13 protein-coding genes are annotated in these 14,599 nt (G+C 73.0%); 5 read left to right on the top strand and 8 right to left on the bottom strand.

Translation table 11 applies throughout. The features are described from left to right. Positions 1–126: 126 nt before the first annotated feature. The 5 genes from ACH4EB_RS10815 to ACH4EB_RS10795 form a co-directional block, all read right to left on the bottom strand. Entirely contained in the window at positions 127–825 is a 699-nt protein-coding gene (locus ACH4EB_RS10815) for a 4'-phosphopantetheinyl transferase (RefSeq protein ID WP_398347039.1), read from the bottom strand. Positions 826–865: 40 nt separating this feature from the next. Continuing rightward, positions 866–1,627, bottom strand: a complete 762-nt coding sequence (locus ACH4EB_RS10810) for a BTAD domain-containing putative transcriptional regulator (RefSeq protein WP_398347038.1) — start codon at positions 1,625–1,627, stop codon at positions 866–868. Between the two features lie 260 nt (positions 1,628–1,887). Further along, entirely contained in the window at positions 1,888–3,369 is a 1,482-nt protein-coding gene (locus ACH4EB_RS10805; RefSeq protein WP_398347037.1) for an MFS transporter, read from the bottom strand. A 44-nt stretch (positions 3,370–3,413) separates the two neighbouring features. Next, complete coding sequence (fabG, locus tag ACH4EB_RS10800) at positions 3,414–4,118, bottom strand: 3-oxoacyl-ACP reductase FabG (protein ID WP_398347036.1); 705 nt, start codon at positions 4,116–4,118, stop codon at positions 3,414–3,416. Positions 4,119–4,279: 161 nt separating this feature from the next. Continuing rightward, positions 4,280–5,344: a ketoacyl-ACP synthase III family protein gene (locus ACH4EB_RS10795; RefSeq protein WP_398347035.1), complete on the bottom strand. Its 1,065-nt coding sequence runs from the start codon at positions 5,342–5,344 to the stop codon at positions 4,280–4,282. Between the two features lie 291 nt (positions 5,345–5,635). On the opposite strand from ACH4EB_RS10795, the gene ACH4EB_RS10790 reads away from it, so the two are divergent. Genes ACH4EB_RS10790 through ACH4EB_RS10775 form a run of 4 tightly spaced genes read left to right on the top strand, consistent with a single transcriptional unit; the run spans position 5,636 to position 9,355 of the window. Next, a complete protein-coding gene (locus ACH4EB_RS10790) occupies positions 5,636–5,905 on the top strand; it encodes an acyl carrier protein (RefSeq protein ID WP_398347034.1) in 270 nt (89 codons plus the stop codon). Then, positions 5,898–7,124, top strand: a complete 1,227-nt coding sequence (locus tag ACH4EB_RS10785) for a beta-ketoacyl-[acyl-carrier-protein] synthase family protein (protein ID WP_398347033.1) — start codon at positions 5,898–5,900, stop codon at positions 7,122–7,124. Before ACH4EB_RS10790 ends, ACH4EB_RS10785 begins: the two co-directional genes overlap by 8 nt. Continuing rightward, positions 7,121–8,308, top strand: a complete 1,188-nt coding sequence (locus ACH4EB_RS10780) for a beta-ketoacyl synthase N-terminal-like domain-containing protein (RefSeq protein ID WP_398347032.1) — start codon at positions 7,121–7,123, stop codon at positions 8,306–8,308. The genes ACH4EB_RS10785 and ACH4EB_RS10780 overlap by 4 nt, the downstream gene beginning before the upstream one ends. 24 nt (positions 8,309–8,332) lie before the next feature. Further along, a complete protein-coding gene (locus ACH4EB_RS10775; protein WP_398347031.1) occupies positions 8,333–9,355 on the top strand; it encodes an acyltransferase domain-containing protein in 1,023 nt (340 codons plus the stop codon). Between the two features lie 57 nt (positions 9,356–9,412). Here ACH4EB_RS10775 and ACH4EB_RS10770 read toward each other — a convergent pair whose 3' ends face one another. Together ACH4EB_RS10770 and ACH4EB_RS10765 are read right to left on the bottom strand one after the other, a co-directional pair. Beyond that, complete coding sequence (locus tag ACH4EB_RS10770; protein WP_398347030.1) at positions 9,413–10,045, bottom strand: response regulator; 633 nt, start codon at positions 10,043–10,045, stop codon at positions 9,413–9,415. Further along, on the bottom strand, positions 10,035–11,183 hold the full coding sequence (locus ACH4EB_RS10765) for a sensor histidine kinase (RefSeq protein WP_398347029.1): 1,149 nt from the start codon (positions 11,181–11,183) through the stop codon (positions 10,035–10,037). The genes ACH4EB_RS10770 and ACH4EB_RS10765 overlap by 11 nt, the downstream gene beginning before the upstream one ends. 581 nt (positions 11,184–11,764) lie before the next feature. On the opposite strand from ACH4EB_RS10765, the gene ACH4EB_RS10760 reads away from it, so the two are divergent. Then, positions 11,765–12,646, top strand: a complete 882-nt coding sequence (locus ACH4EB_RS10760; RefSeq protein ID WP_398347028.1) for a glycoside hydrolase family 6 protein — start codon at positions 11,765–11,767, stop codon at positions 12,644–12,646. 12 nt (positions 12,647–12,658) lie between these two features. Here the strand turns inward: ACH4EB_RS10760 and ACH4EB_RS10755 are convergent, their stop codons facing one another. Continuing rightward, complete coding sequence (locus ACH4EB_RS10755; protein ID WP_398347027.1) at positions 12,659–14,584, bottom strand: galactose oxidase-like domain-containing protein; 1,926 nt, start codon at positions 14,582–14,584, stop codon at positions 12,659–12,661. Between the last annotated feature and the right edge of the window lie 15 nt (positions 14,585–14,599).

Raw genomic sequence — 14,599 nt, 5'->3', positions numbered from 1 at the left:
CCTTCGCATGCTGCGCCGCAGTCGCCCGCTCACCGGGCCCACGCCGGGCCTGCTCACGGATGGCATGCAGCTCGGCGACCCGCCCACGAGCGTCGCCAGGCGTATCAGGCTGATGATGCGGGGTGTTCATATCGCTCGCTCCGGTGGAGTGGGGTGGTCGTTGGATGGGCGGTGCACGGTCAGTGCCGTGGCCAGCAGGCCGTTCGCGGCCCGCCACCGGCCGTCGAAGTGGGGGTGGCGGCCGTCCGGCCCGTACGGACGGGCGGGCAGCAGCCGGACGGTGAACGTACCCTCGTCAGGGGCGAATGTGACGCGGGCGTCGGTGAATCCCAGCGCTTCTCCGGTCAGCGGATACCACGCCTTGTAGATGCTCTCCTTGGCGCTGAACAGCAGGCGTTCCCAGTGGATTCCGGGCCTTTCGGCGAGCAGCTCCGCGATGTGGCCGCGCTCCTCCGGGAGGGAAATCCTGTGCAGCATATCGGCATAACGCAGGGGTTCATCGGGTTCCGCGTCGAGGCCGATCCCCAGAACGTCCCCGGAGCGGGCGACGGCGGCCGCACGGTAACCGTGGCAGTGCGTCATGCTGCCCACGATCCCGTCCGGCCACATCGGCTCGCCACGTGGCCCCCGGGGGATCGGTACGGGTGGAAGTCCCAGCCGGGAGAGGGCTTTTCGGGCGCAGCTCCGTACGGTACAGAATTTGCGGCGCCGGGAAACCACCGCCCCGGCGACGGCCTCGGCTTCCGCGCGGAAGAGTTCGGTGAGGGGCGCGTCGCCGAAATGTTCGGCGGCCGCCACGGGCGGGGGCAGAAGGTCTTCGATCACGTACTGACTACGGTTTCCCACGGGGTGCGGCGGGCGGGGCTCAGGCGGCCCGGCCGAGGATCTGGCAGCGGATGCGCCGTACTTCCAGCGAGGGTTCCAGGCCCAGTTCGGTTTCGAGCAGGGCGCGCAGTGACTGGTACGCGCCCAGCGCCTCGGCGCGCCGGCCCGAGCAGCGCAACGCGTCGATGAGGCGGGTGTGCAGCCATTCGTTGAACGGGTTGGCGGCCACCAGCGAGCGCAGTTCGCAGATGATCTCGCGGTGCCGGCCGAGCCGCGCGTCCGCTTCCAGGCGCGTTTCCAGCGCACGTTGCCGCTGCTCTTCGAGGCGGGCCACATAACCTTCCAGAACCGGCCCGCACTCCACGCCTTCGAGTGCCGGGCCGCGCCACAGCGCCAGTGCCGCGCGCAGCGCGTCCGCGGAATCCTGTGTCCGGCCCTGGTGCAGGAGTTCGGTCCCGAGCCGGGCCTGCCGGGTGAAGGCCGCCGCGTCCAGGAAGTCGTCGGGAAGGCGCAGGAGATAACCGTTCGGGCGCCCCTCGATGACCGGCTGCCGTGCGGCGTCGCCGAATTGCTCGGCGGCCAGTTGTTTGCGCAGGTGGTAAACGTGGGTGCGTACGGTCATCACGGCGGTCTGCGGCCGGTGGCCCGCCCACAGTTCGTCCATCAGAAGGTCGACCGGTACGAAACGGCCGGCCCGGGACAGCAGCAAAGCGAGCACTTTCCGCAGTTTCGGCCCGCGAATGGTGCGTGTGCCGAGTGTGGTGTGCAGTTCCAGCGGTCCCAGGACGCCAAAGCCCGTCATGTACGGCTCTCCCCCTCGTCGCGCGGCGGCTTTCCCCTGACCCGTTACGGCCGGCCACGGATGTCCGCGCAGGCCAAACGCTATGCGCAAGCAGGCGTTCATGCCATTGCGGTGTCACGTACGGGACACGCGGCTGCTTCGAAAGAGACAGGTAGGCGCGGAGAGAACAGGCCCCGCCCCTGGAATACGCCAAGGACGGGGCCTTTGTCCCCTCAGGGGCCCACGCGGGAGTCTCCTCAGGGGCCCCCTCGGGAGTTCCCTCAGGAGTCCGCTCGGGACCGCTTGCCGATCCGGGTGAGGGCGATGCACAGTGCCCCCAGCGCGGAGAGACCGGCGCAGACGAGGAGGGCGCGGTCCATCCCGGCACCCGCGTCCACCGCCGGGTTGCCGGAGGGCGTGACGGAGGTGGAGGCCACGACGGTCAGGGCGACGCCGATCGCGGCACCCACATAGCGGGCGGTGTTGTTGGCGCCCGCGCCCATGCCCGCGCGGTGGGCGGGGACGCTCTCCACCGCCATCCGGGCCAGTCCCGCGTTGAGCAGGCCGCTGCCGATGCCGCTGATCACCAGGCCCGGTACGAAGCGGGCCCAGGCGGCGTCGGGCGCGATGCCGAGGATCGCCACGTCGCCGACGATGCTCAGGGCCATGCCGATGACCAGCCGGTGCCAGCCCAGCACCCGGTCGGTGAGCCGGCGGGCGAGCAGCGACACCACGAAGGAGGTGCCGGCCCAGATGCCGAGCATGGCGCCGCCGGCCAGCGCGGTCATCCCCATCGACCGCTGCATCACCGTGGGCAGGTAGCTCAGTACGCCCAGGATGGAGAGCCCGGTGAACAGCGACCCCAGGGTGGCCGCGTTGAAGTCCGGGTCGCGGAAGAGGCGGAGGTCGACCATGGGTGCGGCGGTGCGCAGCTCGACCACGACGAAGGCGACCGCGAGGACCACCGCGACGGCGAAGAGCGCCAGCACCTCGGGGGCCAGCCAGTCGCTGCGGCCCTGGACCAGCGCCGCCAGCAGGGCGGTCACGGCGACACCCAGGAGGACCGCCCCGGCCCAGTCGGTGCGCTCGGGGCGGTTGCCCCGGTACTCGTCCACGAGCGTACGGACGGCGACGGCCAGCAGCACCGCGCCCACCGCGAACGCCCAGTAGCCGAGCCGCCAGTCGGACACCATGGCCAGCGCCGCGGAGATCGCCGGGCCCAGGGTGATGCCGCCGCCGACCATGGCGCCCCACATGCCGGTGGCCCGTACGCGCGGCGCGCCCGAGGGGAACGCGTAACCGATGATGCCGAGGCTGGCGGTCATGATGGCCGCACTGCCGATGCCCTGGACGATGCGGGCGCCGACGAACACCCCCGTGTCGGTGGCCGTGGCACACACGACGGTGCTCGCGGCGAGCAGCAGGGAGCCGTAGAAGAAGGCGCGCCGCTGGCCGTGCGCGTCACCGAGCCCCCCGGTGATCAGCAGCAGCGCGGCGATGCCCAGCATGACGCTGCTGAGCATCCAGGTCTGGCCGGACAGACCCGCGCCGAGGTCGGCGGCGGTGTCCGAGAGGGTGGACATCGGTGCCGTGTAGTTCATCAGCACCAGCAGGGTGCCGAAGCAGGAGACGGCGAGGGTGAGCCGGCGCGGCTGGGCGGCCGTACCGCCGGTCACCGGGCCGGTCTTCGGGGACGGCGCGGGGGCCGGCCGTTCGGCCGTGGATATCGGCCCGGCGGCGCGGGTCGCGTGGTCGCTTGTCAAGAAAACGCTCCAGATGAACCAGGTGGATGTGGGTGACCGGCTGCTCAGATCCCCATGCCGATACCGCCGCCGACGGGGAGCACCGCGCCGGTGATGTACCCGGCGGATTCGCTGCCCAGGAACCGGACGGCGGCGGCGACTTCCTCGGGGGTGCCGGGGCGGTTGAGCGGGGTCATCCGCATGACGTCCCGCATCCGGCGGTCGCTCAGCTCCTGCGTCATGGCGGTGTCGATGATGCCGGGCGCGACGAGGTTGACGGTCACGCCGCGGGCGCCCAGTTCCCAGGCCAGGGAACGGGCGAAGCCGACCAGCGCGGTCTTCGTGGCGGCGTAGTTGGCCTGCCCGGGAGAGCCCAGGAAACCCAGCGCCGACGACAGCAGCACGATGCGGCCGCGGCGGGCGGCGAGCATGCCGCCGGCAGCCTTCCGCACGGTCCGGAACACACCCTTCAGGTTGGTGTCGAGCACGTCGTCGAACGCCTCGTCGCTCATACGCAGCAGCAAGGTGTCGCGGGTTATTCCGGCGTTCGCGACCAGCACCTCCACCGGCCCCTGTTCGGCCGCGACGGTCTCGAAAGCGGCGTCGACCGATTCCGGGTCGGTCACCTCGCAGCGCACGCCGAACAGGCCCTCCGGCGGCTCGCCGGAACGGTATCCGACCGCGACCCGGTCGCCGTCGGCCGCCATGGCGCGGGCGATGGCCAGGCCGATACCGCGGTTTCCTCCGGTGATGAATACCGAACGTGACATGGATACCTCGTTAGTTCTTCGTTGTTCTGCGTTGTTCGGGGTTGCTCTGGGTCGTTCTGCGTTGTTCTAGGTAGCTCTATGGTGTTCTGGGTTGTTCTGTGGTGTTCTGGGTTGTTCTGGGTTGTGCTTCGCCGGGCCGCCGGGACGGGCGGGGAGACGGCCTACGGTGCCTCCACGACCAGACACGACCAGGTGAAGCCGGCCCCCGCGCTGAGCACCAGCGCCGCCTCGCCGGGAGCCAGCACCGCCCCGTCGATCAGGTCGGCCAGGCCCGCCGCCGCGTCCCCGGCGCCCAGGTGGCCGGTGGCGCGCCCGTAGTCCACCGGGGGCGCGGCCACGCACTCGGCGAGCACCGGAAGCCACGACTCCCGCAGCGTCTTGAGTCCGAAGCGGGGCAGGACCACGCAGCGCAGCCGCGGGTCCCGCGCGCTCATCCCGGCCTCGTGCAGCGCTTGGGCGACCACCGCGCGGATGCTGCGCTCATTGGTGGCGGTGAAGCCCTCGTTGCCGTGCTGTCGCAGGTAGGAGCGCTTGGTGGCGCGCATGTCGACCTGTTCGCGGTGGGCGCGGGGCGCGGCGCCGAACGGGTCGCCGCTACGGTGCATCGACTCCAGCTCCGGCGCCGCGACGGTGGCCAGGGCGCGCAGCAGCAGGGCGTCGCCGGGGCCGGCCGGGGTGCGGACCAGGAGGGCGGTGCCTCCGTCGCCGTACGCCACTCCGTAGTCACCGGCCCACCGGTCGAAGCCGGGCGCGCCGAAGCGGTCGCCCGTGGTGACGAGCCCCCAGGCCGTGCCGTCCGGGGTACGTGCCCGGTGGTCGCGGAGCCAGGAGGCGGCCAGGTCCAGGGCCGTCGCCCCGCCGTTGCACACCTGCTGGACGCCGACCGGCAGCGCCCGCGCGGCGCCCAGTTCCGCGGCGATGTAGTGGGGCGGCGACCACAGGTCGTGCCCCTGGTAGTACATCCACGCATGGCAGAGCACATCGACCCGGCCGGGATCGGTCCCGGTGGCGTCGAGTACGGCACGGGCCGCGCGTACGGCCATGTCGGGGGCCGGGGTGTCCTCGGCGGCCGGCAGCGAATCATGGCCCAGTTCCCGAGCCGTACGGGAACGTATGCGCCCGCTGTCCACTGCCGCACGGACCTGGGAAGCGCCGTCGGGCAGCCAGCGCGAGGCGGCCGCGATGCCGACCGTCTGCCTGGCCGTCGCCGGACCGAATTCTCTCATTCGGGCATGGTGCACCACTCCGATAGACCTGTTGTGAAAGGAACCTGGAGGAGAGTGGAAAGGAATATGGAAGTGGCATGGGAGGCACATAAAAGCTGCATGAAAGGCAGGGCGGAGGAAGACCGGCGGCTTCCCCGGCAAAGGCCCGCCACACGCGGAGTTGGGCGCCCGTCGCTCCGGTTGCAGACACCTGGACACATACCCATGTCACTTTCGGAGTGTTGCCGCGCATAACCGCCCCGGGTTTCATGACCAGCGGCAGCAACGCCGAAACCACAAAGGGTGAAAAAAATGAGTGAAGCCGTCCTCTCCGAGGAACTGCGCAACAAGGTGCGGGACATCGTCGCGGACGTCCTGGAGGCGGACGCGGACGAACTGACCGAGGAGAGCAGCTTCGTCGACGACTTCGACGCGGATTCGCTGCTCGTCATCGAGATGTACTCGCGTTTCGAGCGCGACCTCGGCGTCAAGGTCCCGCAGGAGGACGCTCCGGAGCTGGACAACCTGCCGGCCACCTACGCGCTCCTCGCCAAGTACGCGCCGGCGGCCGCGGGTGTCTGACCGCGCCGGACGCCGGGTCGTGGTGACCGGGCTCGGGGCCGTCAGCGGCCTCGGCCTGGGCGCCGCGGAGTTCATGGCGGGGATCCGGTCCGGGCTCAGCGGCATCGGGCCGATCGAGCAGTTCGACGGCACCGGCTTCGAGCGGCGGCTCGCCGGCGAGGTCCGCGGGTTCAAGGCCGCGGAGCACCTGCGGCGGGCCGACCCCGAGGCGTGGGGCCGCAGCGGCCAGTTGGCCGCGGTCGCCTCCCGTATGGCCGTGACGGACGCGGGCCTGGACGACGCGGAGCTGGCCGCGCGCCGGACGGCGAGCGTCTTCGGCACCACCAACGGCGAGTCGCAGGTCCTGGAACAACTGTCCGCGCGGTGGGTCTCGGAGGGACTCGACGCCCTCGACCCGGCCCTGGTCGGGCAGGCCGACGCCGGGCGGATCGCCTCCGCCGTCAGCGCCGAACTCGGCCTGACCGGCGAGGCACTGACCTTCGGCACCGCCTGCGCGGCCGGCAACTACGCCATCGGCTACGGCTACGACCTCGTACGCAGCGGCGAGGCGGACGCCGTGCTGTGCGGCGGCGCCGACTCCTCCAACCGCGCCACCCACGCGGGCTTCCACCGCTTGGGCGCGCTGGCCGAGACCGTACCCCGCCCCTTCGACGAGCACCGCGACGGCATCGTCACCGCCGAGGGCGGCGCCGCGCTGCTGCTGGAGACCCTGGAGTCCGCCCGCGCGCGCGGCGCCCGCGTCTACGCCGAGGTGCTGGGCTACGGCATGACGTGCGACGCGCACCACATGACCAACCCGCACGCCCCCTCCATCGCCGAGTGCATCCGCCGGGCCCACCGCAACGCCGGGATCACCCCGGCCGACGTGGACTACATCTGCGCGCACGGCACCGGCACCGCCGCCAACGACTCCACCGAGGTCGCCTCGGTGCGGGAGGCGTTCGGCGAGCGGATTCCGCCGATCAGCTCCATCAAGTCGATGCTCGGCCACACCATGGGCGCGGCCGCCGCGTTCGGTGCGGTGGTGTGCTGCGCCGCGCTGCACGAGGGCTTCCTGCCGGCGAGTACGACCGTACGGACCGTGGACCCGGCGCTCGGCGCCGACCTGGACTGCGTACCGGTCACCTCGCGGGACCACAAGCCGCGGGTGGTGGAGAACCACGGCTTCGCCTTCGGCGGGAACAACGCCGTAATGATCTTCGGAGACGCCGCCGTATGAACACCATGACAGCCACGACCACGCCGACGGCGCCCGCGCTGCCCGCCGTGCCCGCGGTGGACATCGTCCACTGCGCGGTCTTCAGCGCGGCGGGCCAGGGCCTGGAGTCGCTGGCGGCGGCACTGTCCGGGCGGTCCGCCGTCGCTCCGGCGGACCCGGCGACCCTGCCCGGAGCCGACCTGGCGGGCGCGCGGCACCCCCTTCCGGTGGAGGTCAGGCCGGTGGCCGGACCCCAGCCGGCCGACATCCTGGGCCGCAAGGGGCTCCGGGCGCTGACCCGCACCGACCAGCTCGCCATGGCGGCCTGCACGGTGACGCTGGACGCGCTCGACGGGCCCGGCGCGGGAGTGCCGGCCGACCGGACGGGGGTGGTGCTCGGCAGCTCCGTCGGCAGCGCCCGCGCCTGGGGCGAGTTCACCCGGGACACCTTCGTCCAGGAGGCGCCCTACTTCGTCAACCCGTCCCACTTCCCCGGCACGCTGATGAACGCCGCGGCGGGCCGTACGGCCATCCGGCACGGGCTCACCGGCGTCAACGCCACCGTCTCCGGCGGCCCGCTGGCCGCCCTGCACGCCTTCCGCTACGCCCGTAACACCCTGCTGGGCGGCCATGCCCAACGGTTGCTGACGGGCGCCGTGGAGGAGCTGTCGGCGCAGAACGCCTGGGCCTGGCACCGCTCCGGGGCGCTCAAGCCGGGCATCCCGCTGGGCGAGGGCGGCGCGGTCTTCGCCCTGCAGCCCGCCGGCGCGGCGGACGACGGTATCCGCCCGCTCGCCCGGCTGCTGGCCTGTGACACCGGCTTCGCCGACCCCGCCCGGGGGCCGCTCCACGCGGCCCGGCGGCTCGCCGACTGCGTACGGGCCGCGCTGCTGCGCAGCCGGGTGGCGTACGAGGACGTGGCCGTCGTGGCACCCGGCGCGGCGGGACGGCGCGGCTGGGCCGCGGTCGAGGAGCGGGCCCTGCGCACCGCCTTCGCCGGTGGCGCCGAGCCGTGCCGGCTCGCCGTCCAGCCCGTGCTCGGCGAGACCAACAGTGCGGGCGGCGCGCTCCAGTTGGCCGCCGTACTGGCCCGCTGGCAAGACCCCGCCGCCGACACCGAAGGGGAGCGCGCCGCGGTGCTCACCTCGGTCGGTGCCGACGGGAGCGTCGGCTGCGCCGTCGTCGTACGACCCGACGCCGGCTGACCGCACCCACCAAGGAGAGTTCGGATGTCCCTGACACAACAGGCCCCCGCCGGTGAGGGCGGCGCGCCGCGCCCGGTCGCGCTGCTCTTCCCCGGGCAGGGCTCCCAGCACGTACGGATGGCCGCCGGCCTCTACCGCCACGACCCGGTGTTCACCGAGGCCATGGACGCCGCCGTGGACCTGCTGGGCGACGCCGGGCACGGGGTGCGCGCCGACTGGCTCAGCGAGGCCCCGGACGCGAGCATCGACACCCCGGGGCGGGCCCAGCCGCTGCTCTTCGCCGTGGAGTACGCGCTCGGCCGGATGGTGCTGGGCTGGGGCGTCCGCCCCGCCGCGGTGCTCGGCCACAGCGCCGGTGAGCTGGTCGGCGCGGTGCTCGCCGAGGTCATCGGCCTGGCCGACGCCGTACGGATGGTGCACGAGCGCGTCGCATACCTGAGCGACGCCCCGGCCGGCGGCATGGTCGCGGTGGTCGGCGGCGCGGAGGAGCTGAGCCCCTACCTGGTGGGCGACGTGGCGATCGCCGCGGTCAACTCCAAGCGCCAGACCATGCTGGCCGGCACGACCGGCCACCTGGCGGCCGTGTGCGACAAGCTCCGGGCCGACGGCTACTCCGTCGTCCCCGTGCCGGCCACCGTGCCGTTCCACTCGCCCGCGCTCGATCCGGCCGCCGAGGCCGCCGAGGCGGCGTTCCGGACGGTACGGCTGAGCCCGCCGGCGTTCCCCGTGTACTCCGGCTACACCGGCGAGCTGATGACGGACGAGATCGCCACCAGCCCCCGCTACTGGGCACGCCAACTGACCGATACGGTCCGGTTCGGGCCCGCCCTGGACCGGCTGCTGGCCACCGGTGACCTCATCCTCGTCGAGGCGGGGCCCGGCCAGAACCTCACCACCCTGGCCCGCCGGCACCGCGCGGTACGCCGCGGCGGCAGTACGGCCGTACCGCTGCTGCCGGCCCGGCCGGGGAGCGCGGCGGACGAGCGGCGGTCGGTGCTCGACGTGGCGGAACTCCTCCGGAACGAGGGGTATCCGCAGGCGTCCTAGGCCCGCTTCGTGGAGCGGCAGCGGCGGGATCCCTCCTGCCCTGCCGGCCCACGGCGTTCAGCCGACTCCCCTGCCCAGGCCCTTGTTGACCGCGTCGAGCCGGGAGGTGGCCCCCACCTTTGCGAAGATGTTCCGCAGATGCCGTTTGACGGTGCCTTCGGTGATGTCGAGCCGGCGCCCGATCTGCCGGTTGCTCATGGCCTGGGCCACACACTCCAGGACCTCGCGCTCGCGTGCGGTGAGCGGGCCCGCCGGCTCCTCGGCGAGGGCCACGGGGCCGGCTCCCGTCCCCTGGAGGCAGATGACCGTACCGCCCGTCATCACACTGCGCATCGCGGCGACCAGCGCGTCCTGGTCGACGCCCTTGTGCACGAACCCGGCGGCGCCCGCGGCCAGCAGCGAGTCCACCAGCTTCCGGTCGCTGTGCATGGTGAGCATCACGACCCGCACCCCGGGCACGGCGCGCAGCAGCTCGCCCAGCGTCGCGTGCGGCCCCGGGCCGGGCATCTCCACGTCCAGCAGCACCAGATCGGGGCGCAACGCGGCGGCGAGCGCCACGGCGGACGGGCCGTCGTCGGCCTGCCCCACCACCGTCATCCCGGGGGCCAGGTCCAGCAGTTCGCACAGCGCCGAGCGCAGCAGACCGTGATCATCGGATGCCAGCACCCGGATGTCCCGGTCACCGGACACGGGCGTTCCCGGGCTCGACGGGCCGCGCGGGGTTGGGCACCCGCAGGTGGATCCGGGTGCCCAGGCCCTCCCGCGACCTGATGGCCAGCACACCGTTCATCGACCCGATCCGCTGCCGCATCGAGGCGATTCCGCTGCCGCCGCTGACCCCGGACGCGGCCGTGCCGGGCTCGAAGCCCTTGCCGTTGTCCTCGACGAGACCGGTGACCACGTGCGGCGTGATGTTCACCTCCGCGGAGACGGTGGTCGCCCCGGAGTGGGTGACCGCGTTCCACAGGCACTCCCGTACGACGAGGAAGATCTCCTCCTGGTACTGGGGCGGCAGCCAGCTCTCGCCCCCGTTGACCCGGACGTCGATCTCCAGGTCCGCGGGCCCTGAGCCGAGGGTGGCGACGTACTCCTCAAGCTGGGCCCGCAGGCCCGTCCCCGATCCGCCCGAGCGCAACCCGCTCACCAGCTCCCGTGCGAACCCGATCACTTCCTGCAGGGCCCGCTTCGCCTCACCGATCCGGTCCCGCCCGGCGGCTTCCGTGATGCCCGTCCGCGTCTCCAGCTCATGCAGCTCAAGACACCGCAGCACCAGGCTCAGGTTGCTGCCGATGTGGTCATGGATGTCCCCGGCGAGCCGCGACTGCTCGGCGGAGTTGGCCGCGCCCACACTGCGCGCCATGAACGCGTCGTAGCCGATGAACGCGGCCCGCACCCGGGTCTTGATGCTGGCGTGCAGCGTCTCGACGGCCCGCAGCAGCCGGGGCACCCGCTCGTCCGGCGGCAGCCCGTCCGCCAGTCCGCTCAGGTTCTTCAGCACCACGTCGAAGAGGATGTGGGCCGCCGCCACCGAATCGTCGGACGAGGCCCGCTGCAACGCCCGCCGGGCCCCGAGGGCCATCGACGCGAACTCCGCATCGGCGTCCAGCTCTCCGCGCCCGCCCTCGCCGCCCTCGCCGGCCAGCGACCGCAGACAGTCCGCGACGATCGCCCGGGCCTGCCGCTCGCAGCCCTGCCACAGCTCCGCGTCCAGCACCAGCGGGCTGGACACCGCCCGCAACGCCTCGGCGTACGCGTCGATGACGGGCTCGACGGCCCCCTCGTCCCCGACGCCGGGCACCACACCGGGCGCCATGCCTCCGGACACCATCGCGTCGCTACTCCCCCCGTCGCCGGCGCGGCCCCGCACAGTACTGCCCTGGCTTGTCGGCGTGCCGCACCTGCCCTTGTCCACACTTGAATGATCGATCATACGCAGTCCGCATCCGCGCCCCGGAGGCTCCCTGGCGCCCGGCCGGCCGAGTCCGGGCAGCACCACGGCCTCGTCGCACGTGGCTCGCGAGGAGATTCGGAGGCACGGAAGGCGCCCGCTCGTGGAGCCGGTGGCCCGGCGCAGGGCCCCGCCACAGGCGCGACGGCATCGACTTCCCCCGGCCTGCGGCCACTGCGCTGTGCGGTAGCCACCGCTGCGGCAGCTTCGCGCGGCGGGCCTGTTGTCGGGCGCCCGGCCGTTCGGTCTAGGCGGGACTGCCGTGTGCGGGGGACTCCGCGAGGGTGTGTCTGAAAGGGCGAGGCAGACCCGGACGGAGGCACGGCAGGGATATGGGCAGGTGGAGCAGGAAGCAATGGCGGGGCGCGGTCTGGTTGCCGGCCGTGATGGTGTTGCTGACGTGCGTCGGGTGGAGCGGCGACCCCGGTCTGCCACCGGCACCCTGGCAGGGAGGCCTGTGGGTGGATCCGGACAGCTCCGCGCACCGGGCGCTGGAAAGCCACTCGGGGGGTGACGAGGAGGAGCGGGCCGTGCTGCGCCGGCTCGCCGGGCAGCCGACCGCGGTCTGGCTGACGCAGAGTGATCCGCTGCCGCGGGCCCGGGAGGTCACCGTGGCGGCGGAGGCAGCCGGACGGGTGCCGGTGCTGGTGGCGTATCACATCCCGGGCAGGGACTGCGGCCAGTACTCCGCCGGCGGGGCCTCGGACGCGGCCGGATACCGCCAGTGGGTCGGCCGCCTGGCGGAGGGTCTGGAGAACCGCCGGGCCGTCGTGATCCTGGAGCCCGACGCCGTGGCGCAGGCCCTGTCCGGCTGCCCGCGTACGGAGCTGCGGCAACGGCTGCTCGCCGGGGCGGTGCGTACGCTCAAACGCCGGCCCGGGACGCGGGTCTACCTGGACGCGGGCAACCCCGGATGGGTCCGCGACACGGGGCGGCTGGCCGCCGCGCTCTCCGCCGCGGGCGGGCTGCGGGCCGACGGGTTCGCCCTCAACGTCGCCAGTTTCTACACCACGGAGACCACCCTCGCGTACGGCGAAGAGGTCTCCGAGGCGCTGGGCGGGGCACACTTCGTGATCGACACCAGCCGCAACGGCAACGGCCCGCCGCCCGCGGCGCCCGGCCCGAAGCCGACCGACGGCGAGGAATGGTGCAATCCGCAGGGGCGGGCACTGGGGCGGTTGCCCACCGCCTCCACCGGGCATCCCCGGCTGGACGCGTATCTGTGGATCAAGGTTCCGGGGGAGTCGGACGGCACCTGCCGGGGCGGGCCCCCTGCGGGCCGGTGGTGGACGGCCTATGCCGTGGGGCTGGCCCGGGACGTGCTGGGGCGGGAGCAGCGGTAGCCCGTGCGTCCCTCAGGTCACCCGCACCCACCGGGCCGGTGACGGGGTACCGCGGGCGTCGGTGACGGTGAACATGTACCAGCCGCGCGGCACCAGGCCGGGGGACTTGGGCACCGTCACGCGCAGCCGGGTGCCGTGCTGGGCGATGTCCAGGGCGACGGAGCGCTGTTCGACGTCCGTGGTGTGGGTGACCGCGCTGGGACGCATCAGCCGGGCCCCGCGCACGGTGCCGGCCGCCTCCAGCGTGAAGGAGGCGCCGGCGCCGCGCGCGATGCGGGACGGGCCGCTCAGCACCCGGGGCCGGGAAGCTCGGTAGAGGTAGGGCGGGGAGTAGACCTCGATACGTTGCTCGAAGGTGCCGTCCTGGGTGTTGGCCTCGTCCGCGAAGAGGGGGTCGGAGCCGAAGGTGGCGATCCGGCCGTCGGGCAGCAGCAGGGCCTCGGCGTGGTAGTTGCGGCCCACGCCGGGCTCGGCGGCAGGCCGGAAGACGTCGTGTGCCGGGTCGTAGAACTGGGCGACCAGATGGTCGCTGGTGCCCTTGCCGCGGTAGTCGCCCGACCCGCCGGTGGTGAAGACGCGGTCGTCGGGGGTGAGGACCGCGTTCAGGTAGCGGGTGCCGCGGCCCAGGTCCGGGCCCCGGCGGTAGCGGGGCGCGGGGCGCGTCAGATCGGCGATGGCGGTACGCCCGGTCGCCCGCGGCGACTCGCCGACACCGCCGCCGCCCAGAATCATGACCCGCTGCTGCTGGGCGGGCGGCAGGAGCACGGAGGCGGAGGTCTCGGTCAGGTCCGCCTCGTCCAGTCCGGGCACGGGCCGGAAGGTGTTGGTGCGCACGTCCCACAGGCCCGGCAGGCGGCCGCGGTCGGCGGGGCCGTAGCCGGAGCTGGAGCCGGAGTAGAAGAGTCGGCCGTCGGCCGTCAGGAACAGGGCCGGGTAGGTGGGGAAGTAGCGGTTGGGCCCGGGCGACCAGGTACGGCTGGCGGGGCGGTAGATCTCGTTCCTGCCGGGGATGATCTGGCCCATGTCGTCCAGGCCGGAGGCGGCCAGCACCGCGCCGTCCACAAGGGTGGCCAGGGTCGGGTACCAGCGGGCTTCGGACATCGGGGCGGTCGGCAGGTAGCGCTCGGCGACCGGGTCGAATTCGTAGGCCTCCCGGATGCCCTGGAAGTCCTTCTTGTCCAGGGCGAGTTTGCTGGCCGTGCCGTAGTGGTTGCGGGCGTCGGCACCGCGGAGCCCGTCGATGGAGTACCGGGCCGCGGTGTGCGTGGCCCCTTCGGTGCCGGGACGGTCGGCTTCCACGTACACCCGGGCCCGGCTGGCGGTGACCCGCACCCGCCGGCCCCCGTCGGCGAGGACCTTCCGCGCGCGGGGCACCAGGACGGCGCTCTGGGAGCGGTAGGTCTTGCCGGCCGGCGAGCGGAAGACGGTTCCCTTGGGCAGCGTCTTCGGGGCATCGGGGTACTCATTGCTGACGATCATGGTGCCGCCGGCCCGGTGCACATCGCCTTCGAGCTTCTCGTATCGGGCGGTGCCCCCGGCCACCAGCAGCCGGCCGCCGGGCAACTGGGCGTGCCCGGCGCAGAACAGATCCTTGGGCGTGGGCACCTCCCTGAAGGTGTTCCCGGCCGGGTCCCACAACACGCTGCGGAAGGTGCCGGCGGCGAACTGCTTCTCGTCGTTGCCGGAACCGGCGATCAGCAGCACCTTCCCGGTGTGCAGCAGCGCGGCGTGGATGGCGTTGACCCGCCACCGCTCGGGCACCTCCACGGTCTCCCAGCGTCCGTGGTCGGCCAGGTACTCCGGCCGGCTGATCGTGTACTCGTGGTAGGCCCGGGTGGCGATGCCGTGGACGGCCGGGGCGTTCAGGCCCGCCAGGGTCAGCAGGGCGGCCGCCCCGATGGCCGTCTTGCGGGTGCGGGCGCTGGGACGGTACGGCACGACGCTGCCTTTCTC

Source organism: Streptomyces sp. NPDC018045 (assembly GCF_044327445.1).
GTDB lineage: Bacteria > Actinomycetota > Actinomycetes > Streptomycetales > Streptomycetaceae > Streptomyces.
Note: the sequence above shows the minus strand (reverse complement) of the source record. Positions and strands in the feature narration are given on the sequence as shown.